Annotated in this window: 26 protein-coding genes and 1 pseudogene; 14 read left to right on the top strand and 13 right to left on the bottom strand. The window is 71.2% G+C overall.

From position 1 onward, the window contains the following. Positions 1-72 precede the first annotated feature (72 nt). Positions 73-2,310: an alpha/beta fold hydrolase gene (locus tag HD597_RS27325; RefSeq protein WP_253745710.1), complete on the bottom strand. Its 2,238-nt coding sequence runs from the start codon at positions 2,308-2,310 to the stop codon at positions 73-75. Next, positions 2,307-3,221: an ABC transporter ATP-binding protein gene (locus HD597_RS27320; RefSeq protein ID WP_253745709.1), complete on the bottom strand. Its 915-nt coding sequence runs from the start codon at positions 3,219-3,221 to the stop codon at positions 2,307-2,309. Before HD597_RS27320 ends, HD597_RS27325 begins: the two co-directional genes overlap by 4 nt. Before the next feature lie 169 nt (positions 3,222-3,390). Between HD597_RS27320 and HD597_RS27315 the strand changes: the two genes are divergently transcribed. Then, positions 3,391-4,617: a sensor histidine kinase gene (locus HD597_RS27315; RefSeq protein ID WP_253745708.1), complete on the top strand. Its 1,227-nt coding sequence runs from the start codon at positions 3,391-3,393 to the stop codon at positions 4,615-4,617. Continuing rightward, a complete protein-coding gene (locus tag HD597_RS27310) occupies positions 4,581-5,252 on the top strand; it encodes a response regulator transcription factor (protein ID WP_253745707.1) in 672 nt (223 codons plus the stop codon). Before HD597_RS27315 ends, HD597_RS27310 begins: the two co-directional genes overlap by 37 nt. 1,358 nt (positions 5,253-6,610) lie before the next feature. Here the strand turns inward: HD597_RS27310 and HD597_RS27305 are convergent. After that, complete coding sequence (locus HD597_RS27305) at positions 6,611-6,757, bottom strand: hypothetical protein (RefSeq protein WP_253745706.1); 147 nt, start codon at positions 6,755-6,757, stop codon at positions 6,611-6,613. A gap of 196 nt (positions 6,758-6,953) precedes the next feature. Beyond that, positions 6,954-7,904: a helix-turn-helix transcriptional regulator gene (locus HD597_RS27300; RefSeq protein WP_253745705.1), complete on the bottom strand. Its 951-nt coding sequence runs from the start codon at positions 7,902-7,904 to the stop codon at positions 6,954-6,956. A 177-nt stretch (positions 7,905-8,081) separates the two neighbouring features. On the opposite strand from HD597_RS27300, the gene HD597_RS27295 reads away from it, so the two are divergent. Continuing rightward, positions 8,082-8,531 carry a carboxymuconolactone decarboxylase family protein gene (locus HD597_RS27295; protein WP_253745704.1) on the top strand — a complete coding sequence of 150 codons (450 nt, stop codon included), beginning with the start codon at positions 8,082-8,084 and terminating at the stop codon, positions 8,529-8,531. A 30-nt stretch (positions 8,532-8,561) separates the two neighbouring features. Continuing rightward, positions 8,562-9,296 carry a YdeI/OmpD-associated family protein gene (locus tag HD597_RS65985; RefSeq protein WP_253745703.1) on the top strand — a complete coding sequence of 245 codons (735 nt, stop codon included), beginning with the start codon at positions 8,562-8,564 and terminating at the stop codon, positions 9,294-9,296. 97 nt (positions 9,297-9,393) lie between these two features. On the opposite strand, the gene HD597_RS27285 is transcribed toward HD597_RS65985, so the two are convergent. The 5 genes and pseudogenes from HD597_RS27285 to HD597_RS67335 form a co-directional block, all read right to left on the bottom strand. After that, entirely contained in the window at positions 9,394-9,756 is a 363-nt protein-coding gene (locus HD597_RS27285; protein WP_308210704.1) for an integrase core domain-containing protein, read from the bottom strand. Positions 9,757-9,817: 61 nt separating this feature from the next. After that, a pseudogene (locus tag HD597_RS66945) lies at positions 9,818-10,012 on the bottom strand (DDE-type integrase/transposase/recombinase); the annotation flags it as partial. A 144-nt stretch (positions 10,013-10,156) separates the two neighbouring features. Beyond that, positions 10,157-10,639, bottom strand: a complete 483-nt coding sequence (locus tag HD597_RS27280) for a hypothetical protein (RefSeq protein WP_253745701.1) — start codon at positions 10,637-10,639, stop codon at positions 10,157-10,159. 236 nt (positions 10,640-10,875) lie between these two features. Beyond that, positions 10,876-11,643, bottom strand: coding sequence for a glycosyltransferase (locus tag HD597_RS27275; protein ID WP_253745700.1), 768 nt, complete (start codon positions 11,641-11,643; stop codon positions 10,876-10,878). After that, a complete protein-coding gene (locus HD597_RS67335; protein ID WP_504928500.1) occupies positions 11,640-11,711 on the bottom strand; it encodes a hypothetical protein in 72 nt (23 codons plus the stop codon). The genes HD597_RS27275 and HD597_RS67335 overlap by 4 nt, the downstream gene beginning before the upstream one ends. A gap of 29 nt (positions 11,712-11,740) precedes the next feature. On the opposite strand from HD597_RS67335, the gene HD597_RS27270 reads away from it, so the two are divergent. The 5 genes from HD597_RS27270 (at position 11,741) to HD597_RS27250 (ending at position 17,088) form a co-directional block, all read left to right on the top strand. After that, positions 11,741-12,370 carry a TetR/AcrR family transcriptional regulator gene (locus tag HD597_RS27270; RefSeq protein WP_253745699.1) on the top strand — a complete coding sequence of 210 codons (630 nt, stop codon included), beginning with the start codon at positions 11,741-11,743 and terminating at the stop codon, positions 12,368-12,370. Continuing rightward, complete coding sequence (locus tag HD597_RS27265) at positions 12,363-13,259, top strand: ABC transporter ATP-binding protein (protein WP_253745698.1); 897 nt, start codon at positions 12,363-12,365, stop codon at positions 13,257-13,259. The genes HD597_RS27270 and HD597_RS27265 overlap by 8 nt, the downstream gene beginning before the upstream one ends. A gap of 1 nt (position 13,260) precedes the next feature. Continuing rightward, a complete protein-coding gene (locus HD597_RS27260; protein ID WP_253745697.1) occupies positions 13,261-14,820 on the top strand; it encodes an ABC transporter permease in 1,560 nt (519 codons plus the stop codon). Positions 14,821-14,989: 169 nt separating this feature from the next. Further along, positions 14,990-16,216, top strand: a complete 1,227-nt coding sequence (locus HD597_RS27255) for a cation:proton antiporter (protein WP_253745696.1) — start codon at positions 14,990-14,992, stop codon at positions 16,214-16,216. Between the two features lie 14 nt (positions 16,217-16,230). Then, positions 16,231-17,088, top strand: coding sequence for an alpha/beta hydrolase (locus HD597_RS27250; protein WP_253745695.1), 858 nt, complete (start codon positions 16,231-16,233; stop codon positions 17,086-17,088). A gap of 97 nt (positions 17,089-17,185) precedes the next feature. On the opposite strand, the gene HD597_RS27245 is transcribed toward HD597_RS27250, so the two are convergent. Continuing rightward, positions 17,186-17,590 (bottom strand): FAD-dependent monooxygenase, encoded by a 405-nt coding sequence (locus HD597_RS27245; protein ID WP_253745694.1) that lies wholly within the window; start codon positions 17,588-17,590, stop codon positions 17,186-17,188. Between HD597_RS27245 and HD597_RS27240 the strand changes: the two genes are divergently transcribed. Then, positions 17,582-17,983, top strand: a complete 402-nt coding sequence (locus HD597_RS27240) for a sensor histidine kinase (RefSeq protein WP_253745693.1) — start codon at positions 17,582-17,584, stop codon at positions 17,981-17,983. The genes HD597_RS27245 and HD597_RS27240 overlap by 9 nt on opposite strands. Positions 17,984-18,679: 696 nt before the next feature. Here HD597_RS27240 and HD597_RS27235 read toward each other — a convergent pair. Next, complete coding sequence (locus HD597_RS27235; protein WP_253745692.1) at positions 18,680-19,444, bottom strand: SDR family oxidoreductase; 765 nt, start codon at positions 19,442-19,444, stop codon at positions 18,680-18,682. 84 nt (positions 19,445-19,528) lie between these two features. On the opposite strand from HD597_RS27235, the gene HD597_RS64790 reads away from it, so the two are divergent. Continuing rightward, positions 19,529-20,185, top strand: a complete 657-nt coding sequence (locus HD597_RS64790) for a TetR/AcrR family transcriptional regulator (protein ID WP_276083032.1) — start codon at positions 19,529-19,531, stop codon at positions 20,183-20,185. A gap of 424 nt (positions 20,186-20,609) precedes the next feature. Here HD597_RS64790 and HD597_RS27225 read toward each other — a convergent pair whose 3' ends face one another. Continuing rightward, positions 20,610-21,449: a helix-turn-helix transcriptional regulator gene (locus HD597_RS27225; protein ID WP_253745691.1), complete on the bottom strand. Its 840-nt coding sequence runs from the start codon at positions 21,447-21,449 to the stop codon at positions 20,610-20,612. Positions 21,450-21,582: 133 nt separating this feature from the next. Here HD597_RS27225 and HD597_RS27220 point away from each other — a divergent pair, with 133 nt between their 5' ends. Together HD597_RS27220 and HD597_RS27215 are read left to right on the top strand one after the other, a co-directional pair. After that, positions 21,583-22,026, top strand: coding sequence for a nuclear transport factor 2 family protein (locus tag HD597_RS27220; protein ID WP_253745690.1), 444 nt, complete (start codon positions 21,583-21,585; stop codon positions 22,024-22,026). After that, positions 22,023-22,958 (top strand): NAD(P)H-binding protein, encoded by a 936-nt coding sequence (locus HD597_RS27215; RefSeq protein ID WP_253745689.1) that lies wholly within the window; start codon positions 22,023-22,025, stop codon positions 22,956-22,958. Before HD597_RS27220 ends, HD597_RS27215 begins: the two co-directional genes overlap by 4 nt. 211 nt (positions 22,959-23,169) lie before the next feature. Here the strand turns inward: HD597_RS27215 and HD597_RS27210 are convergent, their stop codons facing one another. Further along, on the bottom strand, positions 23,170-24,765 hold the full coding sequence (locus tag HD597_RS27210) for a carboxylesterase/lipase family protein (RefSeq protein WP_253745688.1): 1,596 nt from the start codon (positions 24,763-24,765) through the stop codon (positions 23,170-23,172). A 146-nt stretch (positions 24,766-24,911) separates the two neighbouring features. Here HD597_RS27210 and HD597_RS27205 point away from each other — a divergent pair, with 146 nt between their 5' ends. Continuing rightward, on the top strand, positions 24,912-25,493 hold the full coding sequence (locus HD597_RS27205; RefSeq protein ID WP_253745687.1) for a TetR/AcrR family transcriptional regulator: 582 nt from the start codon (positions 24,912-24,914) through the stop codon (positions 25,491-25,493). Positions 25,494-25,875: the final 382 nt, after the last annotated feature.

The raw sequence follows: 25,875 nt of genomic DNA, 5'->3' as shown, positions 1-25,875 counted from the left end.
GTTCCTGTCCGAACGGTGCCCCGTCCCGGCCCGCCTCGGCGAGGTCCCCGCCGCAGCTCACCATTTCCGGGATCAGGGCCCGGCCGGGGGGCACACCGCGCCGGCCGGAGGCAGGTCAAGGCTGATGAGATAGCGGTTGACGTGGGCGATTATGCAGGAGTTGCCGGAGTTGTAGAGGCCGTGCCCGTTCCCCCGGTACTGGATCGCGCCCGAGCCGGGGACGTACCGCACGATGCCCGCCGCTTGGTCGAAGTCCGTGAGGGAGCCGACGCCCAGGTAGGGCGGCAGCTCCTTGGCAGGCAGCGGCGCGGGCGGGTTGGTGGCGGAGACCGGCCAGCCGACGCAGCCGAGCGAATGCCACAGCTCGGTCCCGGCGAGGTTCGGCAGTAGACGCTCGCCCTCGCGTCGCTTGTCCTGGTACTCCCCGTAGTCTCGGAAGCCGAGGCCGTCCAGGCAGTGGGTCATGTTCATCCCGACGAACGAGGGAACCTTCAGGCTCTTCGTGCTCTGCCGGACATAGTCGGCGAACCCCGAGGCGTCACCGTCGGCGGCTCGGGCGATCGCGTCGGCGAGCTGCGTCCAGCGGGGGTACTCGGGCGCGGGGCCCGGTTGGATGACGCTGGGGGCGGCAGCCTCCTTGATGTCGAACCCGGTGTAGGCGACACGCGGCGAGCCGCTTCTGACGGGCACCGGGTCACGGTCGGCCCGCGCCACCAGGGCACGCCAGACCTCGCCGACGTCCTGGCCGTGCAGCGCGCAGGCGGTATCGGCCGCGCACCAGGCGGCGAAGCGTGTGAAGGCCTCCTCATGAGCCAGCCTGCCGTGCGCGCGATCCACCCACGGGTCGACGGAGCCGTCGAACACCATCGCGCGCACCCGGCCCGGGAACAGCCGGGAGTAGTCGATCCCGGGCCTGCCGCCGTAGGAGTTGGCGACGAAGCTCAGCTGCTCCTCGCCCAGCGCGGCGCGGATCGCCTCCATGTCCCGCGCCACGGAGGCCGAGTCCATGTGGTCGAAGAACTCGGGGTCGGCGCCGCGGCACCGCTCGGCCGCCGCCCGGTTACGCCTGCCCAGCTCGGCGTACTCCGCGCGGGTGTCGGGCCAGGTGATCCAGGGGCCGGAGACGAGGCAGTCGTAGGGCAGCACGCCCTTGTCGATGGTGTTGCGGGGTTCGACGCTGACCACGTCGAACCGGGCGCGCAGCTCGGCGAAGCTGTCCGCGCTCGTGCTCAGGGCCGCCACGCCGGAGCCGCCCGGCCCGCCCGGGATCGCGAACACCGTGCCGATCCGGCGCTGGGCGCCGGTGGCCGGCAGCAGGCCGACGGTCAGCTCGATCTTCCGCCCGGACGGCTCCGCCCAGTTCAGGGGCACGGTGATCGGGGCGCAGCGCATCTCCTTGACCAGGTCCTGGTCCGTGCAGTCGGCCCAGGCCAGCGCCGGGGGACCGGCGCCAGGCGAAGCGGCCACGGGCACCGCCGGGACGACGACGGCCACTGCCGCGCCGATCGCCAGCGCTTGGATTCGGCGTCCGGATGGAGCGATCACCGTGGCGCCCGCCGTCAGCGCGGCGGCCACGTACCCGAAAAGCAGTCCCGCCGCCACGGCGGGCGGCAGGTTGCCGCCGCCGGTGCCCGCGATCTGCAGCGGCAGGTTCTCGATCATGAACGAGCCGGCCTGCGCGCGCAGCGGCATGGGCAGCGTCTTGGCCACCACCGGCAGCACCACGATGATCACCGTCAGCACGACCAGCGCACCGGGGGTGGACCGGACGGCGGCCCCCACCCCGAGCCCGATCAGCGCGACCGCGGTCATCGACAGCCCGGCGGCGATCACCGAGGCGAGCACGCCCGGCTGCGACAACGACGTGCCCAGCGTCACCCCGCCGCGCAGCAGCTGCCCGGCACGGTCGCCGAGCACCGCCATGGAGGCGGCGTGCATGGCGAAGGCCAGCACCTGGCCCGCCACCAGCGTGACCGCGGCCAGCCCCGGCACCTTGGCCAGCAGCAGCACCTGCCGGCGCGGCACCGCGACCAGACTCGTCCGGATCATCTTGGTGCCGTACTCGGAGGTGATCGTCAGGGCGCCCAGCACGGCGAGGACGAAGTAGGCGACCGCGATGCCGTTGCCGATGCCGTCGCCGTTGGTGGGGAAGGCCAGTCTCTCGTCCGCCGTCTGGTTGCCGAAACCGCGGCCGATCATGAACGCGATGCCGGCGCAGGCGCCGACGGCCGCCACCGAGCAGGCCAGCAGGTAGAAGTTCGAGCGGAGCGAGCGCAGCTTCAGCCACTCCGAAGCGATCACGTCGATCATCGCGCGGCCTCCTGCGCGGTCCGGTACTCGGTGCTGTCCCCGGTGAGCCGCATGAACGCCTCCTCCAGCGACGCGCCGCGCGGAGACAGCTCGGCCAGCGCGATTCCCGCCGCCAGCGCCAGCGCGCCGATCTCGGCCGCGGCCAGGTCCCGCACGGACAGGGCGCCGTCGTCCCCGTCCGTCACCTTCGCGCCGTGGCCACGCAGGACGGAGGTGAGCCGCCCGGGATCAGGCGTTCGGACGAGCACGTCGCCCTGAAAGCATCCGGCCAGGGCGTCCATGGAGGTGTCGGCGATCAGCCGGCCCCGCCCGATGATGAGCACGTGGTCGGCGGTGAGCGCCAGCTCGTTCATCAGGTGGCTGGACAGCAGCACGGTACGGCCCTCGCCTGCGAGCGTGCGCAGCAGGTGGCGCAGCCAGCGGATGCCCTCCGGGTCCAGGCCGTTGAGCGGCTCGTCCAGCATCAGCACCGCCGGGTCGCCGAGCAGCGCCGCCGCGATGCCCAGCCGCTGCTTCATGCCCAGCGAGAACCCGCCGATCCGCCGATCCGCGACGCCGGCCAGGCCGACCTGCTCCAGCACCGCTGCGACCCGATCGGCGCCGATGCCGTTGCTGCGGGCCAGCCAGGCGAGGTGGGCGCGGGCGCTGCGGCCCCCGTGCACCGCCCCGGCATCCAGCAGCGCGCCCATCGTGCGCAGGGGGCGGCGCAGCGACACGTACGCGCGCCCGCCCACCAGGGCCTCTCCCGCCGCAGGGCTCTCCAGCCCGAGCACGGCCCGCATGGTCGTGGACTTTCCGGCGCCGTTCGGGCCGAGGAATCCGGTCACCAGGCCCGGTTTCACCGTGAAGGTCAGGTCGTCCACGGCGACCGTGCGGCCGTACCGCATGGTCAGGGCCCGCACTTCGATCACAACTTCCCCCTGTTGACGGGACTCGGACTTCAGGTGTCGTGATCAGCCTGCTGGCCGCGACAGCGGGCCTCCATGGGGCTCTGCCCACCGGGCGGGTAGGCATTTCCCACCTGCGAGGGTGGGGCTGGCCCCACCCCCGCAGGTGCGGCGGCAGGGCAGACTGCACTATGTGAGGTGGACACGACCCGCGCCGGGCGGCGCCACGGGCAAGGCCGGGCGACGGCCGGCGGGCCGAACGCTGAGCATGGCGGCCGGGCTGCGGGACCTTGGGCTGAACGCCGTCACCGGGCTGGCCGCGCTCGCGCTGTTGGTGCCGGTGGCGGTGGGCGCCGCCCTGGCACCCGTGACCGGCTCGCGGGTGGCGCCGCCGGCCCGCGTACTCGGGCTCGCCCGCCGTCTGGCCGCCTTCCAGCGCCGCTGGGCGAACCGGGTGCTGAGCCGGGAAGGGGGCGCGGACGGCGGTGTGTCTCCTCCGGCCGGGCCCGGCACCCGGCGGACGCTGCTCTGGCTGGCGGTGCACAGCGTCGCGGGCCCGGCTCCGCTGGTGGCGACGTGCGCGATGCTCACCGCCCTCGACTACGTCTTCTTCCGGATGCGCCCGATGGACACCAGCACGCTGAACACCTTCGCCATGAGCATGTCCATCGTGGCCATCGCCGCGGTCATCCTGCTGTCGGTCGCGCTGTTTCGTACCGGGCAGGCCCGCTTGGCCCGGCTGCTGCTGGACCCCGCCCGGGCCGCGGACACCCGGATCCGGGAGCTGACCGCGTCACGGGCCGCCGTGGTGGACGCGCGTGCGGCCGAGCTGCGCCGCATCGAGCGCGACCTGCACGATGGAGCCCAGGCCAAGCTGATCGCCATTCGCATGCACCTGGCACTCGCGCGCAGCTGCGGCGACCCCGACGAGAGGCTGCAGGTGATCGACGAGGCGCGTGAGATCGCCGGTCAGGCCCTGACCGACCTGCGCGACCTCGTACGCGGTATCCACCCCCCGGTGCTGGCCGACCGCGGCCTGACCGGCGCGATCGAGGCGTCCGCGCTGCTGTGTCCCGTGCCGGTCGCGCTCGATTTCGACCTGCCAGGCCGCCCGCAGCCGCCGGTCGAGTCCGCCGTGTACTTCGCCGCCGCCGAGGCCCTCACGAACGTGACCCGGCACAGCGGCGCCTCCCGCGCCTGGGTACGGTTGCGGCACACCGTCGGCGTACTGCGCCTGACCGTGGGCGACGACGGGCGGGGCGGCGCCCGCCGCGACGCGGGTACCGGCCTGCGCGGCATCGAGAACCGCCTGTCCGTCTTCGACGGTTCGCTCACCCTGAGCAGTCCGCTGGGCGGCCCCACCGAACTGATCATGGAGATTCCGTGCGCGTTGTCATCGCCGAAGATCTCGCACTCCTGAGGGACGGGCTGGTCCGCCTGCTCACGGCGAACGGCTGCACCGTCGTGGAGGCGGTCGACAACGGTCCCATGCTGCTGCGGGCCCTGGTCGAGCAGCGCCCGGACGTGGCAGTGATCGACGTACGGCTGCCGCCCGGCTTCACCGACGAGGGCCTGCGCGCCGCCCTGGAGGCGCGGCGTCGCGTCCCGGGCCTGCCCGTGCTGATCCTCTCCCAGTACGTCGAGCAGCTCTACGCCAGAGAACTGCTGTCCGACCGCTCCGGCGGGGTCGGCTACCTGCTGAAGGACCGGGTGGGCGACGTGGACCGGTTCGTGGAGGCCGTACGCCAGGTGGCCGCGGGCGGCACCGCGATGGACCCGCAGGTCGTCGCCCAGCTTCTGACCCGGCACGGCCGCGGCGAACCGCTGGCCACGCTGACACAGCGAGAGCGCGAGGTGCTCGAACTGATGGCAGAGGGGCTGTCCAACCTGGCCATCGCCGCCCGTTTGGGGGTCACCGACAAGGCGATCGGCAAGCACACCAACAACATCTTCGCCAAGCTGGGCCTGCCCCCGTCCGACGACCACAACCGCAGGGTGATGGCGGTCCTGGCCTACCTGCAGGCCACCCCCGCGCCGCCGCGGCCAACGGTGTGACGCGCCCGCCCGCGAAGATGATCGAGAGCGGTGTTGGGCCGCCTGCACGGGATGCGGCGATCGTTCTCGGCTGGCCAGTTCGCTCAGATCAACGGGTGCCCTCGCGTATGTCTGGCCGGTGTCGATGCGAGTCAGCTACAGCAGGTCGTTGACGAGCGTCAGGAGACGATCGACGCTGTTCTAGGATGCTCCGCGCGGTGGCAGGCCAGGCGGCGTCGTGCGGATGCGACAGTGCCTCTTCGATGTGCAAGCGCATGGCGGTGATGGCTGTGCGCAAGCAGTGCGAGGCATTGGCGGTCAGGCGCCGTTCCCGGTGCAGCGCCTTCTCGAGCAGGTCCAGTGTGGTGTTCACCGTGAGGGCCAGGTCACGGATCTCGTATCGACCGACCTGTGGTGTCGGAACTCGTTGCCCGAGGTCCGACGAGGTGATCTGGCGGAGGCTGACCGCTGCTGACCGCTTTGGCTTCGACCGGCTTGAACGCTCTGTCGGCGATGCGACGCGCGCACACGATACTCATCACGCGTACCGCCGCCCAGGTCAGCGTGGTCCGCACCGGCCACCAACGCCATCGCATCGTCATCTGCTTCCCCCACCCTCAGACCAGGTCCTCAACCCTCACCATCTGATGGGGGAACGGAGAACTCGGTTGCGTCCCGTCGGGTGGTGTAGATCGGGCTACGAACGGCGCGTCGCCTTCAACGACAGAGGGCCATCGCGTGAGTCTCTGTGTGAAACCGCCAAGTGACACCCAGAGGAGAAACCCGCGATGGCCCTGGACCAGTCTGCCCTGTTAGAAGTTCTTTCGGTACTGAAGAAGACCTTGACGCCGCCTTGGCCGGGAACGGCGATTCCCGCGCGATGGTCGCGGGGTAGACCCCAGCAGCGGCAACCGCCACCTCCCCTCGATGTACTCGTCTTGGAGGAGGCCCACGTCTCCCGCAGACGCTCGTGCGTGCCCGCCCGGCCGCCGCCGGCCAGCCGCGGCGCTACGCCTCGCTGCGGCGGGCCTGCTGGGTGGCCACGACCCGGGCCAGCCAGTCCCGCTCCCTCGCCGACGTCGACTCATCCGGGTGCACGGCCGCCCGCCGGCCCGGTCCGGCAGGGCGTGACGGCGCAGCACGCCCGCTGGAAGACCTCCGGCGGCTCCGTCATGATCCCGGCACGGGTAGACAGCACGGTGGAGCCCTCAGAGGGTCGCTGAACGCCGATCTGGGCCTGCCCGGTGTCTTCGGGTGCTGGGAACGGTCGGGGGTGTCTTCTGGGCGCGGCCGGCTCCGGGGCGGCGGACCGGTCTTTCCCGTGCCGGAGGTCATCACGTCCCCCTCGGCGGGAGCGGGGTCGCGGCTAGTCGTCGCGGCTACGGCTTGCCCGTGGGCGGGGAGGCCGAGGCGGCGAGGTGATCGTGCAGTTCGGCGTGGCGGAACTGATACAGCGGGCCGACGGCGCGCAGCAGCCCGAGGCGGTGCATGTTGTCGTCCAGGAACGGGATCAGCCTGCGGGGCAACTGGCGTCGGGCCAGGAGGGTGATCGTGCAGGCCAGCCACGCGTGATAACGCCCGACCAGGAGCGCGCCGAGAAGTCCGGCATAGACAGTCCCTGGACACCTCGGCGTGCTCGCGGTAGGCCCCGCTCAGAACGCTCCGTGCCCGTAGAAATCTTGTCGAGGTCCAGGCCGTGGCAGCGATCGGCGGGTGTTTGTGCTACTGGTTGTCGTTGAGGAGTTGTTGTGTGCGGGTGAGGAATGCCTGGCGGACCTCTTCTGGGTGCAGTATCTGGAGTGGTCGGCCGAGGCTGAGCAGGTAGCGGGCCAGGCCGTCGGCGTCTGGCCCGCCGATGTCGATGATCGTGGCGTCATCGCCGTCCGGGTGGTGGACGCCGACGGTGGGTGGTACCAGCCTGCGGGCCTCATCGGCCGGTACGGCCAGGCGGATGGTCACCCGCACCGGGTAGGGCCTCAGCGCGATGCCCGTGCTGACCATCTGTACTGGATCTGGCGGGTTGGGCAGGGCGGTGGCCTGCCCGGTGGCGGTCGCATCGATGATGCGATCGGTACGGAAGGTGCGCCAGTCCTGCCGGGTCAGGTCGTAGGCGAGGAGATACCAGCGGTGGCCGGTGTAGAGGAGCCGGTAGGGGTCTACTCGGCGGGTGGACGTTGTTCCGGCCTGGTCGCGGTAGGTCAGCTGGGTGCGTTCGCCTCGCCGGCAGGCGGTGGCCAGGTCGAGCAGCAGCGCGGGTGAGATCTGGCTGTCGTCGGGTCGTGCGGTGTGGGTGAACGCGGCGTCCAGCTCGCCGAGCCGGTCGGCGATCCTGGCCGGCAGCACCTGGCGTAGTTTCAGCAGCGCCGACAGGGCTGCCTGATCGCTGCCGGAGACTCCGCTGAGGGCGGCGGTGCGCAGCCCGACAGCGACCGCGAGGGCTTCCTCCTCGTCGAGGATCAGTGGCGGGATGCTGGTTCCGGGTCCGAGGTGGTAGCCGCCCCAGGGGCCCATCTCTGATTCGATGCCGTAGCCGAGTTCACGGAGCCGGGCGATGTCCCGGCGAACCGTCCGTTCGGTGATCCCCAGCTGGGCGGCCAGTACAGCGCATGTCCAGGACTGCCGCGTTGACAGCAAAGACAGCAACTGCAGCAGCCGCGCCGAGGTGTTGACCATGGCTGACAGTCTGCTCGATAACCAGGACCGTTTCTGACCGGGTCATACCGTAACGTCGCCGGCATGACCGAGAACTCCTCGGTCCGAAAAGTCCAGTACGACGACGATGATCTCCGCCAAGGCGCCGTCAAATGACAGGCTCGGATGGGCGCACGTAACCGATGAGGGGCAGGATCCATGGAAGCACGCATGAAGAGCGTGGCGAATCCCGACGTGATCACCGCGATCCAGCATCTCCACAAGGCGATTCACGCCGGTGGCGTCGACCCGCTCGTGCTCGAGCTGGTCCATCTGCGGGCCAGCCAGATCAACGGCTGCAGCCCGTGTGTGTTCGCCGGCGTCCAGTCGGCGAAGAAGCATGGAGAGACCGAGGAGCGGCTGCACAACGTAATCGCCTGGCGCGAGACCCCGTTCTTCACCGAGGAGGAGCGGGCAGCGCTCGCGCTGACCGAGGCCGCGACCCGGATCCAGGACAACGCGCCGGGCGTGACCGACGAGATCTGGGACACTGCTGCCACCTACTTCGACGAGAACCAGATGTCGGCGATCATCCTGAACATCGCCATCACCAACTTCTTCAACCGGATCAATCACACGATCCAGGAGCAGGCCGGCAAGGCCTGGTGAAGGTGGGCGCGCGTCGGACGCGGTGGCGACGTGGCGAAGGAGCTGATCGGCCGACTCCACCGCCGGCCGATCCGGCGCCACTTCCGGCAGGCCCCGTCCTGGGGCTCCCACCTTCGGGTGAGCGCCGACCACCATCCCTTTAGTGATCATCAGGGGTATATGACGATGAGCAAGGAACTACTAGAACTGACCGTTACCGATGCCCGAGCCTGGCGGGAGTGGCTCAGCAGGCACCACGACAGCTCGGCAGGGGTGTGGCTGGTCCTCGCCAAGCAGAACACGACCCGGCCCACCAGCCTGACCTATGACCAGGCGCTCGACGAAGCCCTGTGCCACGGCTGGATCGATGGTCGGCTACGACGGCGCGATGAGATCACCTTCTGTCGGCGCTTCACCCCTCGCGGAAGGCGAAGTCCCTGGTCAGCGCGGAACGTTTCCCTCGTCACCCGTCTGATCAGCGAGGGCCGGATGCATCCGGCCGGAATGACCGAGGCCGAATGCGCCAAGGCCGACGGCCGCTGGTACGCGGCCTACGCGGGACAAGCCGGCATCGAGGTACCAGCCGACCTGGCCGCCGCATTGGACGCGAAACCCCGGGCACAAGCGATGTTCGACATCCTCACCTCCCAAAACCGCTACGCCGTTCTCTATCGGATCACGAACGCCAAACGCGCCGAGACCCGAGCCCGCCGTATCACCCAGTTCGTTGACCTGCTCGCCCGCGGCGAGACGATCCACCCACAAAAGCGCGCACTCGGCAGTTGAACGCCGGACCACTCCACTCCCCCTCGCTCGCCATAGGCGAGTCGCGGAACCGGGTCGATCGCCTCCTGATACAGGTCCTCGGCCTCCGGGCCAGTGCTCAGCAGCGCTCGCGAGCGCGTCTCCGTCTCGAGCGCCAGCCTGCGCGACATCGCCGCCCGGCTGTCAATCCCCTGAAATCGTGGAAAGGATTCCATGCCACAGCGGTCCTCAGCAGGACCGATGAGGCTTGTCTCTTCTCGATCATGTGGCGTTCGAAGGTGATGGGCGGCAGGTCGTCGTTGGCGCTGTGGCGCCGGGTGGTGTTGTAGAAGTCGGCGATCCAGGTGGCGATCTTCAGGCGGGCCTCGGCCCGGGTGCGGAAGCGGTGGCGGTGCACGTACTCGACCTTGAGGGTGCTGTTGAACGCCTCGGCGGCCGCGTTGTCGAGCGCGCAGCTCACCCGCCCCATGGACTGGACCACGCCCAGGCGCCGGCACAGCTCCTGGTAGCGGGCAGCGACGTATTCCGACCCGCCGGTCGGAGTGGAAGATCACCCCGTTCACGTCACCGCCGCGGGTGGCTGCCGCCATCTGCAGTGAGGCGCAGGTCAGCGCGGCGTCGTGGTGCTCGGACATGGCGTAGCCGAGCAGCCGGCGGGAGAACAGGTCCTCGACCGTGGCCAGATACAGCTTGCCCTCGTCGGTGTCGATCTGCGTCACATCGCCGCACCACAGCACGTCCGCGGCGGGCGCGGTGAACGTGCGCCGCAGCAGGTGAACCCGTCCGGATTTGATGGGACCTCCATCAATGCCAGACGGGTTCAAAGGCACGAACCCGGGGGTCGCCGCACTCACTCGTGCGGTGCCCCCCGGAACGGTTCGTCAGCCGCAGTTGCCGTACGATCCGCGTGCGCCAGAGGCGAGTGAGTAGTCGACACGGGTGTCGGCGATCCTGCCGGCGAAGTCGACACACTTGCCCGCGGCAGACCTCACAACGGCAGCGTAGTACTGGTATTTCCGGGCGGTGAGCGACGGCGGGTCGCTGTAGCTTCCGACGCCTTGGATCTTGAGCGTGGCCTGCGTGTAAGTCGCCACCCCGACGAAAGATGTCTTGATCGTGGCTACACAGTTGGTGCCGCGCGAGCCGTTCCACAGCAGGTAGACCCTGCCCCACGTGCTGCTGCCGATCTTGACGGGACGGCTGTCCAGACCGGTCCAGCCACCGTAACCCACTGTTTCGGTGCAGGCGGCCTCCGGGGAGTAGGCCGCTGCCTGCGCCGGTCCTGGGTTGGCGAGGACGGTGGCGGAGACGAGGGCGGTGGACAGGATGAGGGTTTTCGCAGGCTGTGACTTGCGTGTGCGCATGAATGGCCTTTCGATGGGCTATCAGGCGCTGCCATATGATCACAACTCATAGGAGCGCCTCCATATCCAAGATCGCAGGCGGGGTATGCAGAACTGCTGCAAGAAATCTGCAGCCGCTCCGCCTCCATCCCGGCGGAATCGGGTCCGGGTTGTTGGCTCGGCGAATGGACCAGGGGCCGAAGCGTTCTCATGGTGTGAACCCGAGTCGAGGGCGGCGGCGATGTTGGTCAAGCCGATCAGCCGGGCCAGGCCGCAAGGTCGGTGCGTTCTCGGCTCGTGAGACGGCTACGCCCCTGTGCCGGGTGGGCAGCTGAGGGCACCCCGATGGAGAGATGGCAAACGCGACCCCTGATGATCATCGGTGTCCAAGCCAGCCGATCAAGAACAGGGGCCGCGTTCGCGTGCGGGCTCCAGGCGTGCAGGACGCCGCCCGCTGCGACCAGGCCGGCCACCGGCCGCATGCCGGCGTTCAGGCCGAGCGTTGCGGTTCGCCAGTCCCGCACGGTGCCGCTGTAGGGGGCCTCGACGGCGGAGGAGACGCGCCAGCTCGCCCGGTTGAACATGCGCGGCAGCCGTACCGGCAGGATGGGGGAGGGGAAGGCGGCGGTGGGCAGGTAGAGCGGCAGCAGCAGGCCGGCCAGGGCGGGGACGCCGAGCTTCTCGGCGACGTGGGGGCCCCCGAGGGACTTCGGGTGATGGATCACCACGTCGGCCTGGTGCGCGGTGAGGGCGGCCTGGTCGTCGAGCAGGCGGCGGAGCATCGGCTTGACTGTGCGGGCGGCGGTGATGGCGGCGCGTACGCCCTGCCCCTGAACCTTGTCCTGCAGGGCGAGCATCTCGTCGTTCAGCGGCGCGAAGTCCACCCCGCGGGCGGTGGCGAGCGGCTCGAAGCGCCGCGGCGCTGCCAGCAGTGGCCGGTGCCCGGCGGCCACCAGCCCGCACGCCAGAGCGAGATACGGCTGCACGTCGCCACGGCTGCCCACGGTGATCAGTAAGGGTCTCATCGCCGCTCCTTGAGCTCGTCCCACTCGTTCAGCAGGCGGGGGAAGCGGTCCATCATGAACGCGTACATGTCGCGCATGAGCTCCAGCCGGCGGCGGCGTGGATCGGGAGAGATCGCTGGACGACCTCACCGCCCGTGCCCGCATCAGGGACGCGGCGCTGGCGCAGTTCGCCGAGCACGGGGTCAGGGCCGCCAGGCTGCAGGACATCGCGCGCGCCGCCGGCGTCTCGGTCGGCTTGGTGCAGCACCACTACGGCACCAAGGACGGGCTGCGCGACGCCTGCGACTCGCACGTGCTGGAGCAGCTCGTCCAGCGCGTCAAGGACGAGGCGGCCCGACCTGACCCGGGCGGCCTGGCCGCCCTGTACGAGGGCGGCGAGCTGATGGTGCGCTACCTGGCGCGCGCCCTGGCGGACGGCTCGCCGGCGGCGGAGGTGTTCTTCGCGGGCGCGGTGCGGGTCACCGAGGAATTCCTCACGAGCACCTGGCCCGACCGCTTCCCCGCAGGTTCGGCCAAGGCGCGCGACGCGGCCGCCGTGATGAGCGCGATGCACGCCGGCGCGATCGTCCTGCACCCCTACCTGAGCCGCCGCATGGGCGTGGACGTGCTGGCCCGCGAGCACGCGACCGTCATCGGCGCGGCCATGACCGAGGTGTACGACGCCATGGGCGAGTTCGCCCGGTCCGAGGCCGGGCGCCACCTGACCGAGGAGCACGGCGATGACTGACCCGATCGAGATCACCGGCCTGGTCAAGGCCTACGGCCGCACCCGCGCCCTGGACGGCCTTGACCTCGCTGTCCGGCAAGGCGAGGTGCACGGCTTCCTCGGCCCGAACGGCGCGGGGAAGACCACTACGTTACGCGTCCTGCTCGGGCTGTTGCGCGCCGGCGCCGGTCGCGTCCGGCTGCTCGGCGGCGACCCGTGGCGGCAGGCCGTCGAGCTGCACCGCAGGCTCGCGTACGTGCCGGGTGACGTCACGCTGTGGCCGAACCTGACCGGGGGAGAGGTGATCGACGTGCTGGCCAGGCTGCGCGGCGGCGTCGCCCCCGCCCGGCGGGCGGAGCTGATCGAGCGGTTCGCGCTCGACCCCGGCAAGAAGGCGCGCACCTACTCCAAGGGCAACCGGCAGAAGGTCGCCCTGGTCGCGGCCTTCGCCTGCGACGCCGAGCTGTTGGTTCTGGACGAGCCGACCTCCGGGCTCGACCCCCTGATGGAGGCCGTCTTCCGCGACTGCGTGGCGCAGGCCAGGGCCGGCGGCCGGACGGTGCTGCTGTCCAGCCACATCCTGTCGGAGGTCGAGGCGCTGTGCGACCGGGTGTCGATCATCCGCGCCGGACGTACCGTCGAGGCCGGCACACTGACCGAGCTGCGGCATCTGACCCGCACCTCCATCACCGCCACCCTGCCAGGGCCGCCCGACGGGCTGGCCGCCCTGCCCGGGGTGCACGAGCTGGTCACGGCGGCGGACGGCCGGGTGCGCTGCCAGGTCGACAGCGCCGGACTGGCCGGGGTGCTGGCGCGGCTGGCCGCACTCGGCGTCCGCGACCTGACCGCGCGGCCGCCCACGCTGGAGGAATTGTTCCTGCGCCACTACGAGACCAAGGCGGCGGCCTGACATGGCGGGGACGGGTGTTCTGGTCCGGCTGGTCCTGCGGCGCGATCGGCTCTGGCCGGCCCTGTGGGTGGTGCTCATCGCGGCCTTCGTGTACGGCACCGTCAGCACGATCGGCACGCTGATGCCCACCGAGGAAGCGCGCCGCGAGTATGCCGGGAAGATCGCCGCCAACCCCGCGGTGCTTCTCATCCAGGGGCCGGCGTACGACCTGAGCGTGGGGGCCATCGCCGCCCAGCAGCGCGCCGCCGCCACCATGATCTTCGCCGCGCTCGGCAGCGTGCTGTTCCTCGTCCGCCACACCCGTTCGGACGAGCAGGCCGGGCGGTGCGACCTGATCGGCGCCGCGCCGGTCGGCAGGCACGCGCCGCTGACCGCCGCGCTGACGGTGGTCCTCGTGGCGGACGCGCTGCTGGCCGTGCTGATCACCGCCGTGCTGGCGGGCGCGGGCATGCCGTTCGCCGGCTCGCTGGCCTGGGGCCTGATCGCGGCCTGCGGGGGGTGGGTGGCCGCGGGGATGGCGGCGGTGGCGGTGCAGGTGACGCCGGGTGCGCGGCCGGCCGGGCTCGGCGCGCTCGGCCTGTTCTTCGCCCTGTACCTGCTGCGGGGGGTGTCCGACGTGGCCGCCCCCTGGCTCGGGTGGGCGGTGCCGACCGGTTGGCTGCTGCGCTCCCGGCCGTTCTCCGGCGAGCGATGGTGGGCGTTCGCCCTGGCCGCCGCCCTGGCCGCGGTGCTGGTCGCGCTGGCATACCGGCTGGCGGGGCGGCGGGACGCGGGCGCCGGGCTGCTGCCCGAACGCGCGGGGAGGGTCGCCGCGGCCGCATGGTTGCGCACGCCCCTGGCACTCGCCTGGCGGACACAGCGGGCCACGGCCGTCGCGTGGCTGGTCGCGGCCGTGCTGTTCGGGCTGGCGCTCGGGTTCGGCGGGCGTGAGGCGGTGAAGGAGTTCGGCGCCAGTGCGGGGCTGGCCGCATGGGCGGCCCGGATGGGCGCTGAAGCCGACCCGGCCCAGGTGTTCTACGGGCTGGTCATCTACGTGTTCGGCGCGTACACCGTGTCCCTGTACACGGTGCTGGCCGTGTCCAGGCTGTGGCAGGAGGAGACGGGCGGCCTGGCGGAGGCGGTGCTGGCCGGGCCGACCGGGCGGCTGCGCTGGGCCGCCGGCCACCTGCTGGTCGCGGTCGCCGTTCCCGCCGCCCTGCTGGCCGTCGTCGGACTGCTGTGCGGGCTCGGCTCGGGCGACGTGGGCGGCCTGCTCGCGCTCACCCTGCCGCTGCTGCCGGCCGTCTGGGTCGTCACCGGCGTCACGGTCTGCGCCTACGGCCTGCTCGGCCGGGCCGGGGCGGTGGCTGTCTGGGCGGTGTTCGGCCTGGTGGTGGCGTTGGAGTTCGGCTGGGAGATCGGCCTGGTCACGGACGCGGCCTTCCGGCTCTCGCCTTTCGCTCATGTCCACTACTCGGCCCTGGCGGAGCCTGGGCCGGCCACCATCGCCGTGCTCACCGTCGCGGCAGGGGTCTTCACCGCCTTGGGGCTGACCGCTCTCGGCCGCCGGGACATCGGGTAGGCGGGATGGCTGGGTTCGGTGGCGGGGGCGCCCGTCAAGAAGGCGTCTGTCGTCGTGGCAGCGCCCCTGTTAGGGTGGTTGCGGAGCGCCGGGAAGTCTGGTCGGCAAGATCGTGCACATTGATCCGATCGGAAGGCCGTTCCATGACGACCCCCGTGCGGTGCCCCTGATGGGCGTGCTGCTGACCGCGTTCGCGTGCGTGCTCCTGCTGGCCGTCCTGCTGTCCGGGCTGGCGCACCGGACCATCCTGTCCACCGCCGCACTGTTCCTCGTGGCCGGGTTCGTGCTGGGCGACGGCGTGCTCGGCGTCGTCTCGCTCAAGCCCGGTGACGACCTGGTGGCCACGCTGGCCGAGCTGGCGCTGTTCACCGTGTTGTTCACCGATGGCATGCGGGTCGGCTGGGCCGAGCTGCGCAGCGCCTGGCGGCTGCCCGGCCGGGCGCTCGGCTGGGGCCTGCCGCTGACTCTGGTCATCACCGCGGTCGGGGCGCACTACCTGCTCGGGCTGGGCTGGGTCGAGGCGCTGCTGATCGGCGCCATCCTGGCGCCCACCGACCCGGTGTTCGCCGCCGCGCTGGTCGGCAACGAGAAGGTGCCGCCCCGGCTGCGGCAGCTGCTCAACGTCGAGTCCGGTGTCAACGACGGTCTGGCGTTGCCGTTCGTCATCCTCTTCCTCGCCGTCGCGGCCGGATCCGACGATCTGCATCTGGGCGAGCTGGGCCTGGAGCTCGGGCTCGGCATCGTCATCGGGGTCGCCATCCCGTGGGTGGCGATCAAGCTGGAGCAGACTCGCTGGTTCGCCGCCTCCACCCCCTACGAGCCGCTCAACGCGCTGGCCATCGGCCTGCTGGTGCTGGCCGTCGGCAAGGCGACGCACGGCAACCTGTTCCTGGCCGCGTTCTCGGCCGGTATCACGGTGGCCACCTTCGGGCCGCGGCAGCGTGAGTCGTTCGAGCACTTCGGCGAGCTGATCGCCGAGGTGTTCAAGCTGGCCGCGCTGCTGGTGTTCGGCGCGCTCATCACCCCGGCGCTGCTCGGCTCGGTCGGCTGGCAGGGGTGGCTGTTCGCGGTGCTCGCGCTGATCGTGGCCCGGCCCGTGGCGATCTGGGTGTCGTTCCTGCGCTCGGGGCTGAGCGTACGCGAGCAGGCGGCGGTCGCCTGGTTCGGGCCCAAGGGGTTCGCCTCCGTCGTCTACGGGCTGCTGGTGCTGGGCTCCGGCATCGCCGCCGCCGTGCCGGTGTTCCAGTACGTCGCCGTGACCATCGTGCTGTCGATCCTGCTGCACTCCTCCACCGACATCGTGGTGGCCCGCTGGTTCGACGACGAGCGCGAGGTCCCGGCCTGGTACGGCAACGTCACCCGCAGGATCCGCCGGCCGGAACGACCGTCCCCGTGACGCAAGGAGACGCCATGGCGTCCACTTCCCCCCTTCACCCCGTGGCGGGTCTGCCGGCCGGCCCGGTGGAGTATCGCCTGGAGGGAGACGGCCCCAGGACAGTCGTGGTGTTCCACGGCGGCCACATGCGGGCAGGGCTGGCGCTGGGCGAGGAGATCTACGCCGACGCCGACTGCGCCGTGCTGGCCCCCTCACGCCCTGGATACGGGCGGACGCCGCTGACCACCGGCACCACGGCGGCCGGCTTCGCCGACGTCACCGCCGAGTTGTGCCGGGTCCTGGGCATCGAACGACTCGCCGCGGTCGTGGGGATCTCGGCCGGTGGGCGCACCGCGCTGAGCATGGCCGCCCGCCATCCGCACCTGGTCGAACGGGTCATCCTGCAAAGCTCGGTCGGGTTTCTGCCCTGGCCCGACCGGCTGACCCGGCTGGGTGGCCGGGCGGTGTTCAACGCCCGGGTGGAGGCCGGCACCTGGGCGATTTTGCGGCTCCTGCTCCGCGTGGCACCCTCCCTGGGATTGCGCCTGCTTGTCCGCGACCTGTCAGTCCTGCCCGTGGGTCAGGTGCTGAGGAACCTGTCCACCGCTGAGCGAAGCCTGCTCATCGGCCTGTTCACCTCGATGCGCTCGGGTCGCGGCTTCGCCGCCGACATGCTCCCCGTGGCGGACTGCGCCGCGCAGGTCAGCCAGCCCACGCTGGTCATAGCGACCCGCCATGATCGGTCGGTGCCCTTCGCTCATGCCGAGTCCCTGGTCGCGACAATACCGAGAGCCGAACTGGTGGTCAGCCAGGCCGACAGCCACATGATCTGGTTCGGCCCCGACTATCCCCGCGTTGCCGCGAGGATCGTCGATTTCCTCGCGGCAGGGTGAGCGCTGACGGGAAGGCGGCGACTACAGCGAAGGTAGCGCCTTCGATGCACCGAGCAGGGGCCCGGCGGCGGCTGATCCGGTGGCGAGGCCGTCCACGTCAGGCGTGGGTGGTCGGCTCCGGCAGGCGCGGTGGCGGCCACCGCCAGGTGGCGTTGCCGTCGGCCGCGATGCCCTTGCGCCACAGTGGTGCGGGCATGAGCCGGATCATCGTGGCCAGGACCCGGTGCGCCGCCGTGGATGTGGTGCGGCGCCCGTCCGCGCGGGCGCCCCGAGCGGTGGCCTGGGTACGGGGCAGCCGCTCGGCGTCGTAGCGGCCCAGTGCGGCCTCGATACCGGGCCCGGCGTGGAGGGCGGCGGCCGGCACGACCGCGTCCTCGACGGACTGACCGGACCCCTGACCGCGGTCGGGACTCATCGCGTGGGCGGCGTCGCCCAGTAGCGCCACCCGGCCACGGACGTACGTGGGCAGCGGGTCCAGGTCCCGGATGTCGATGTGGATCACGGCCTCGTCCGGGGTAGCCGCGACCAGGTCGGGGATCGGGTGGTGCCAGGCTCAGCCCAGCGGCTCGGTCTAACCGCCCACCTCACCGTGCGCACCGCAGAACCGCGCTTCTCTCCGTCGGCGGAGAAGACGATCTACTTCTTCATCAGCGAGGCTCTCACCAACGTCTACAAGCACGCCCAGACTGATCAGGTGTGGGTCAGCCTGCGCCTCGTCGACAAAATAATCATCGCCGAAGTTCGCGACGACGGGGTGGGCGGAGCCGCACCAACTGGCCGGGGCCTGACCGGAATGCACGACCGTATCGCGGCATTCGGCGGGCACCTGGACATCGCCAGCCACCCGGGACAGGGCACTCGTTTGACCGCAAGCCTTCCCGCAGAAGCAAGCTGACGTTCAGGCTGGCCGCCAAGATCTACCCGGTGGAGACGTCGCGGGAGCGGCGCGCGCCGCCCTGCTGGCCCGCTGCCGGGAGGAACGGACCGAGCCGCCCGCGCCCAAGCAGATCGAGCGGCTGGCCGGCGCGGCCGAGGCGCTGTTCGAGCGGCGGCCGTGATGGTCTCGGCGTGCGTGGGGTCGAGCTTGGCGGCCAGCGCCGGGAGCCGGTCGACGTGGGCGGCCAGGCGGCGGCGCAGCCAGTCCAACTCTTGGGCGGCCTGCTGCAGGCGGCCACGGGCGCGGTGTGCGGCCGGCTGGCAGGGTACGCCGGCCTCGACCTGCACCAGCTACGCCACAGCGCCGCCACCACCTCGGCGAGGCCGAGGTACCGCTGCAGCTCATCATGGGCAAGACCCGGCACAAGAACCCCCGCACCGCCCTGTGCTACGTCCAACCCGGTGCCGAAGCCATCGCCAAGGTCACCGAGGTCCTGGCACCCCCGCCGCCGTACTCACTGAGCAGCGATCTCCCTGGTAGGGCAGGACACTGCCCTTTCTCTTGTACTTGGTACTGGCCCTCGTCCAGACGAGCCGCGACCGCCTGGCCGAGGTGGTGCGGGAGCGGTGCCGGAGCAGGGGCCGGCGATGATGCCCGGGCCCGCAGGGGGTACGAGGGAGCCGCGCCTCTTGACCTTCGGCGCCTTGCCGGTGGTCAGACCTGGCCGATCCCGCCGTCGACGGGCAGGTCGATGCCGGTGACGAAGCTCGAGTCCGCGGAGGCCAGGAAGAGCGCCGCGGTGGCGATCTCGTGCTCGTCACCGAGGCGGCCGACGGGCACCCGCGAGGCAATCTGCTCCTTGAACCCCGGCGGGAGGTCCGCGAACGCGGCGGTGTCGATCGCGGCGGGGCTGAGGACGTTGACCCGGATTCCGCGCTGCTTCAAGTCGGTGGTCCAGGTCCTGGCGAACGACCGCAGCGCCGCCTTGCTCGCGGCGTAGACGGTCGTTCCCGGATCGCCCTTGTCCGCGGCGCCCGACCCGATGAGCACGATCGAGGCGCCGTCGGACAGCAATGGCAGCAGTTTCTGCACGGTGAAGAACGTCCCCCGCACGTTCACCCCGAACACGGCGTCGAACGACTGCTCGGTCACGTCGCCGATGTGCTCGTTCCACGTCCAGACGCCGGCGCTGGCGATGAGCACGTCCACCCGGCCCGCTTCGACCGCCACGACCTCGGCCAGGCGGGCCGCGTCGGAGATCTGGCCGACGTCGCCGAGCACGCCGGTCACGCCGTGGCCGATGGCGGCCACCGCCGCGTCCAGCCGGTCCTGGCGGCGGCCGGTGATGACCACGTGCGCGCCCTCCTGGACGAACAGCTTCGCCGTCGCCAGTGCCAGCCCCGAGGTTGCGCCGGTGATCACCGCGACCTTCCCGCCGAGCTTCGTCATGTCGCTCCCCTTGTCTCGAAAAATGAGCATGCTCTCATTTTGGTGCTGCTCACTGTAGCGAAGATGAGAGCACCCTCAAAGTTGAGACGTATCGCACTTTGCTACGGTGACCTCATGCCTGCCACGGGGAACCCGCTGCCCGCTCGCCGGGATGCCCGCCGCAACCGCGAGCGGCTGCTCGAGTGCGCCCGGCGCGCGTTCGCCGGGCAGGGCGCGCAGGCCGCCCTCGACGGCATCGCGCGCGAGGCGGGCCTGGTGGTCGGCACCCTCTACCGGCACTTCCCGACGCGCCTGGATCTGCTGTGCGCGGTGCTCGAGCCGAAGCTGCGCCACGTGATCGAGGAGATGGAGGCCGCGCTCGGCCTGGAGGATCCGTGGCAGGCCTTCCGCGGCCTGCTCGAAGTCCTGTGTACGGCCCAGGCCGGGGACCGGGCGTTCGCCGACTTCCTGGCGCGGCGCTTCCCCGGCGACGACCGCACCGAGACCGCGCACAGCGAGATCTGCGCGCTCGCGCAACGGGTGCTGGGGCGGGCGCAGGCGGCCGGCGTCGTCCGCCCGGACGTCACCGGCGCCGACCTCTTCCTGCTGTTGTGGGCGAGCAGCACGGTAGCCGAGGCCACCCGGCACGCCGCCCCGTCCCTGTGGCGGCGCCACGTTCACCTGGCGCTGGACGGGTTCCGGGCACCGGGCCGGCTCGACCTGGGAGAACCCGCGTGGGACGCGGACCGGCTCTGCCGCGCGATCGCCACCGGGCCATCATGGCAGCCATGACGAAGCTTGTGATCGCGGTTCCGCTGGTCTTCCTTCTGGCCGTGCTCGGGTGGAGCGCGCGAACGCCTGCGTGAGCAGGTGGCCAAGCTCAAGGAAACTCCGCAGGGAAGACCAGGACGAGCTGTCCCGGCTACGCGCCGACATCAACGCCCTCGTCCGCGTCGTCAACCAGTCGGCTCTGGAGAACCGGCAACTATGCGGTGGCGACTCAAACTGATCACGATTGACCGCTGACCGTACGTACGCCTACCGGCCGAAAGGGGTGCCAAGATCGGCTCATGGCCGTATCTCGGCTGGATACCCGATGTGGAAACGAAATCCGGGCGTCAACGGGGTTTCCACTGGTCAGTGAGTCTTTGTTGGCTCCCGCTTACGGAGGAGGCTTGCGCCGGGATTCCGATCGATCTCACAGCGTGACTTCGATCTACGTGTCGCGTGCGGCGAGCCGGGCGAGCGCGGCGGCGCTGGGGCTGCCCGGTCGCGCGGTGTAGATCACCATCCGCAGATCGGTGCCGGGCAGCAGCAGAGTCTGGCAGTCCAGCTCCAGGGCGCCCAGCTCGGGGTGGTGCAGGTGCTTGCGCAGCGTCGGTATGGGGCGTACCTCGTGGTTGCGCCAGCTGGCGGCGAAGTCGGGGCTGTGCGCGGCGAACTCGTTGACCAGCTCGCCAAGTACGCGTTCGGCCGGGTACCGGGCGCTGGCCGCGCGCAGCTGGGCGGCGGTCTGCCGGGCGTATTCGCCCTGCGAGCCGTCGGCGGCCGAGCAGAGGGTGCCGTTCAGCCGGATGGACAGCCGCACGGCGTTGCGTTCCCCAGCGGACAGTGACCCGAAGTCGGTGATCAGGTCGGCTGCCGCGTTGTTCCAGGCCACAATGTCCTGGCGTTCGTCGGTGAGGTAGGCGGGCACCGGCCCGAGCCGGTCCAGCAGCTCGCGGGCGAAGGCGGGCACCGGCGCCGGGCCGGTCTCCGGGGCGGGCGGGGCCTGCCCGGCCAGCCGCGCCAGGTGCTCGCGCTCGGCGTCGGTGAGCCGCAGTGCCGTGCCCAGCGCAGCTATGACCTGCGGCGACGGATGCGGAGCGCGGGCCTGCTCAAGTCGTTCGTAGTAGCTGGTGGAGACCCCGGCCAGCGTGGCCACCTCTTCGCGGCGCAGGCCGGGAGTACGGCGGGCGCGGCGGCCTGGCGGGTGGACGGCCGTGGCCGGCAGCTGGTCCGGGCGCAGCGCCTCCCGCCGGCGACGGAGAAAGTCGGCCAGTTCAGCTCTGCTCACCCGTCCAGGCTGCCACAGTGGCGGCCTCCTTAGCCACGGACCAGGGGTCCGGGGCTTACCCGTCCGTTCCGCGGCGCCCGGATCCGCGGCCAGGCTGGCATGACCACATTTCACGGGACACCGGAGGACTAACATGCCACGCACTCCTGAGGAGACGGTCCGCCGACTGCTGGATCTGCTGCTGGCCAAGGACATGGATGCCATCGCCGATCTGTGGGCGGAGCAGGGCACCGGCGAGTTCCCGTTCGCTGCGGGAGACGCGCCGCGGCGGCTGGCGGGGCGGGATGCCGTCCGTGACTATCTGGCCGGATATCCGCAACGGATGGACGTACGGGAGATACCTGTAGTGACCGTGCATCACACGAAACGACCGGACACCATCGTGGTGGAGTTCATCGCGCACGGGTACACGGTGCGCACCGGCGAGCCTTACCGCATGGACTACATCTCTGTGATCACGGTCCATGACGGCCTGATCACGCACTACAGGGACTACTGGAGCCCGCTGGCCGCCGCCTCGGCGACCGGGACGCTGCCCGAGTTGCTCGGCTCGCTGCGCTCGGGGGCCGCCCGATGAGCGGCGTGCTGGTCACCGGCGGCACCGGGAAGACCGGCAGCGTGCTGGCGGAGCTGCTGCGGCGCAACGGCGTACCGATCCGGGTGGCCGCTCGCAACCCATCTGCAGGGGATCCTGACGCGGTCCGGTTCGACTGGAACGAACCGGGCACGCATCGGGCCGCGCTGCACGCGATGGACCGCGTCTATCTGGTGCCTCCGGTGAACGCCGTGAATCCGATGCCGCTGGTCGAGCCGTTCCTGGACGAGGCGGAGCGGCTCGGCGTGCGCCGCGTGGTGCTCCTCGGCTCCGCCATCGTGCTGCCGAACGCCCCCGGCGCGCTTGAGCTGGCCGCGCGGGTACGGACCCGGCCCGGGTGGGTCGTGCTGCGCGCGTCCGGGTTCATGCAGAACTTCCTGCGCCCGCATCCGCTGGGCGAGCGGCTCCGGCGGCACGGCGAGATCCACACCGCCGCCGGTGGCGGCCGGCTGGGCTGGATCGACGCGCGCGACATCGCGGCCGCCGCCTCCGCCCTGCTGACCAACCCCGATGACGGGTCCAGCGAGAGGCCCAGTGAAGGGCAGGGTGAGTGGCCCAATGAGAGGCGGGGTGAGTGGCTCAGTGATGGGCCGGGCGACCGGCGCGACTACCTGCTCACCGGGCCGAAAGCGTTGAGCTACCAGGACGCGGCGGCGATCATTACCGCCCGCACCGGCAGGCCGATTCAGGTGCTGCCCGTCGAAACCGACGAGCTGGCGGCCGGTTACCGGGCCGCCGGCATGCCGGCCGAATTCGCCGCCGCCCTTGCCGCCGTGGACGCCGGCCTCAGCGCCGGCCGGGACGACCTGGTCAGCACCGCGGTGCTGGACCTGACCGGCCGCCCGCCCCGCTCCTTCGACGAGTTCGTCCAGGACCACGCGTCCGAGTGGGCGAACGGCGTGGCGCCCTGGTAGGCCCGTCTCACCCTCATAGCCCGGGTCAGTCCGGCGCAACTGCAGGTACGGGCGGTAGATACGGGGGTCGAGGCCGGCTGGTCGGGCAGGACGTACCCGGTGATGGTGTAGTTGGTGGGCGTCATGAAGACCGTTGCCCGGCCCCCGAGGGCTTGGGGCCCGGGGAACGGCCCGTACGTGATGTCGCGGCCGCCGGAAGCTCTCGAACATCTCAGCTGTTCAGTGAGGTCCAGAAGTCGTAGCGGTGGTCGCGGGCGAAGTCGGCGGGCTTGATGCCGTCATCGCCGGGGGCCAGGGACTGGACATGGGGGCGTGCGGTGGTGAAGGGATGCCAGGCGGGTGCGCCGGAGCCGTTGGGGTCGCCGGTGCGGGCGAAGCGGGTCCAGTAGCCGATCACGTGGTCGGCCAGGTGGCGCTGCGGGTCGGTGAGGGGCTGGTTGTAGCCGACGTCGAACAGGTAGGGCAGGTCGGCGGCGTGGTAGGCGCCCATGTCGTACGGCTTGGGGAAGGCGGCGAACCACGGCGCTGCGGGGTCGGCGAACTCGTAGGCGTACGCGCGGGTGTGCCGTGACAGCGCCTTGCCGGTGTCGAGGGCGGGGCGGGCGTACTCGGCGTCGGTCAGCGCGGAGGCCAGCGCCTGGCTGGGCGAGGCGTAGGCGGAGAGAGGGTAGCGGGCCAGGATCTTGTCGGCGTTGGCGCCGAAGGCGGCGCGGACCTCCTCGTCGTAGCGGTCGGCGGGGATCGGACCTTGGTACTTGGCCATCTCCAGCCCCCACACGTGCATGCGCTCCTCGTGGCGGTTGATGCCGTACAGCACCGGCACCCGGGCGAAGCGGCCGGTGGCCACCGCGCGGGCCGGGTCCAGCGGGAGGAACGCGCCACCGACGGCCGGGCCGAAGCCGGGCTGGGCCACGTCGGAGGCGGCCTGCAGCAGCTTGTCGGCCGGGACCGCGCGCAGCTGCCGTGCGGTCGCGGAATCGCCGAGGCCCAGGCGCTTGGCCAGGGCTCGGCCGTCGCGTTCGGCCTGCGCGAGCGGGCGGGGGTTGCTGGCCATGGCCAGCGACGGCGACCACGGGGCAGTGCAGGGGGCGCTTTGCAGGATGGCGCGGTGGAACAGGCCGGCAGATCCGGGCGCGGCCAGGTGGGCGCAGACAGCGATGGCGCCGGAGGACTCGCCGAACAGCGTGACGTTGCGCGGGTCGCCGCCGAAGGCGGCCGCGTTGCGCCGGACCCAGCGCAAGGCGGCCTGCTGGTCGGCCAGCCCGTAGTTGCCGGACAGGCCGTCGGTGTCGCGCAGGGCCGGGTGGGCCAGGAAGCCGAAGGCGCCGAGCCGGTAGTTGACGCTCACCACGATCACGTTGCCTTGGACGGCCAGGCGGCGGGCGTCGTACAGGTGGCCGGCCCCGTCCTTGAAACTGCCGCCGTGGAGCCACACCATCACCGGCAGCTTCTGCTCTGCGCGGGTGCGGGGGGTGGTCACGTTCAGGTACAGGCAGTCCTCGCTGGTGCTGCCCGCGCCCAGGTGGTCACCGGTCTGCGCGCACATGGGGCCGGGAGTGGTGGCCTGGCGCGGCTGGGTCCAGGCCGGGGCGGGGCGGGGCGCCCGCCAGCGCAGCTCGCCCACGGGCGGGGCGGCGTACGGGATGCCCAGGAACGAGCGGTGGTCCTCGGCCAGGATGCCGCGCACCGGCCCCCGGTCGGTGCGGACCAATGCCTCGCTGTCCGCGGCCGCCGCCGAGGGGCTCAGGAGCGCCCCTGCCACGCCCAAGGCTGTCAGTCCCGCTGTGAGCTTGTCCTTGCCGGTCATCTGTCCAACTCCTCACATCAGTGATCTTTCCGACGCCGAGAACAGTACAACCGACTTAGGCGAACGCGCAAGACGAACGAATAAGACGATCGCCTTATGCGCTCGCCTGAGGCGTTCGTTTGATTCTTGGGGTAGGCTCCGATCTCATGGGCAACCGCGAAGATCTGATCGCTGGGGCCAAGCGCTGCCTGTACGACAAGGGCTACGCACGCACCAGCATCCGTGACATCACCGCCGCCGCCGGCGGAGTCAGCATGGCGGCCATCGGCTACCACTTCGGCTCCAAGGAGGCGCTGCTCAACGAGGCCCTATCGCAGGCCTCGCAGGAATGGGGCGAGCACCTCGGCCAGGCGCTGGCCGCCGTTGCGGCCGACCCCAAGGCCGGCCCGCTGCAACGCTTCGAGGCGGCCTGGGCCCAGATCATCAAGTCCTTCGAGCTCCACCGGCCGCTGTGGGCCGCGACCTTCGACGTCATCGGACAGGTCCAGCACGCCGAGCAGGCTCGCGCCTACCTGGCCACCGGCCTGGAGCATGCCCGCCTCGGCCTGGCCCAGGTGCTCGCCGGTCTCGACCCCGCCGACCCGAACGCCTGGGCGGTGGGCGGTTTCTACCAGGCGCTGCTGACCGGGGTCATGTCCCAGTACCTGATCGATCCCGAACGGGCTCCCACCAGCCACGACCTGGCCGCCGCCCTGGCGTTGATCACTGGCCGGCCTGCGACGGAATGAGACGCTCCATGGCCCTCCCCGACGTTCGGTTCGCCCGCAACATGGCCGCGAAGCGTCCGGGGAAGCCGGACCCCTCCCCAGGAGGAAGGGTCCGGAAAACCCGGGCGAAGGGTCCGGAGAAACCGGCGAAAGCGTCCCGCAAGCCCGGACCCCATCCCCTCAACCACCTCAAGAACCCTCATCATCGCGGCCCCGGCCTGCGCCGCGCGGGCGGTGCAGGCCGGCCCCCGCCGGCCCGCCGCGGTTGAGGCGATGCCGGACACAGGCAGAGATCACCCGGCGCGGCGCTCCGGCGCATCCACCGCTTCGGCCGCGTCAGAGTCTTGCGGCCATGGCGCTGTGGACGTCCGGAGTCTGATCCCGCCTCACTGCGTCGACCGAA

The organism is Nonomuraea thailandensis, assembly GCF_024172165.1.
GTDB lineage: Bacteria > Actinomycetota > Actinomycetes > Streptosporangiales > Streptosporangiaceae > Nonomuraea > Nonomuraea thailandensis.
This window is presented reverse-complemented; position numbering and strand designations above follow the sequence as displayed.

Excerpts from the sequence above, each read along its gene's own strand:
- HD597_RS27260 (WP_253745697.1), top strand. The coding sequence starts at position 13,261 with ATGGCGGGGACGGGTGTTCTGGTCCGGCTGGTCCTGCGGCGCGATCGG.
- HD597_RS64790 (WP_276083032.1), top strand. The coding sequence starts at position 19,529 with ATGCCTGCCACGGGGAACCCGCTGCCCGCTCGCCGGGATGCCCGCCGC.
- HD597_RS27210 (WP_253745688.1), bottom strand. The coding sequence starts at position 24,765 with ATGACCGGCAAGGACAAGCTCACAGCGGGACTGACAGCCTTGGGCGTG.
- HD597_RS27215 (WP_253745689.1), top strand. The coding sequence starts at position 22,023 with ATGAGCGGCGTGCTGGTCACCGGCGGCACCGGGAAGACCGGCAGCGTG.
- HD597_RS27255 (WP_253745696.1), top strand. The coding sequence starts at position 14,990 with ATGGGCGTGCTGCTGACCGCGTTCGCGTGCGTGCTCCTGCTGGCCGTC.
- HD597_RS27325 (WP_253745710.1), bottom strand. The coding sequence starts at position 2,310 with ATGATCGACGTGATCGCTTCGGAGTGGCTGAAGCTGCGCTCGCTCCGC.
- HD597_RS27205 (WP_253745687.1), top strand. The coding sequence starts at position 24,912 with ATGGGCAACCGCGAAGATCTGATCGCTGGGGCCAAGCGCTGCCTGTAC.
- HD597_RS27265 (WP_253745698.1), top strand. The coding sequence starts at position 12,363 with ATGACTGACCCGATCGAGATCACCGGCCTGGTCAAGGCCTACGGCCGC.
- HD597_RS27300 (WP_253745705.1), bottom strand. The coding sequence starts at position 7,904 with ATGGTCAACACCTCGGCGCGGCTGCTGCAGTTGCTGTCTTTGCTGTCA.
- HD597_RS27220 (WP_253745690.1), top strand. The coding sequence starts at position 21,583 with ATGCCACGCACTCCTGAGGAGACGGTCCGCCGACTGCTGGATCTGCTG.
- HD597_RS27295 (WP_253745704.1), top strand. The coding sequence starts at position 8,082 with ATGGAAGCACGCATGAAGAGCGTGGCGAATCCCGACGTGATCACCGCG.
- HD597_RS27235 (WP_253745692.1), bottom strand. The coding sequence starts at position 19,444 with ATGCTCATTTTTCGAGACAAGGGGAGCGACATGACGAAGCTCGGCGGG.
- HD597_RS27280 (WP_253745701.1), bottom strand. The coding sequence starts at position 10,639 with ATGCGCACACGCAAGTCACAGCCTGCGAAAACCCTCATCCTGTCCACC.
- HD597_RS27275 (WP_253745700.1), bottom strand. The coding sequence starts at position 11,643 with ATGAGACCCTTACTGATCACCGTGGGCAGCCGTGGCGACGTGCAGCCG.
- HD597_RS27250 (WP_253745695.1), top strand. The coding sequence starts at position 16,231 with ATGGCGTCCACTTCCCCCCTTCACCCCGTGGCGGGTCTGCCGGCCGGC.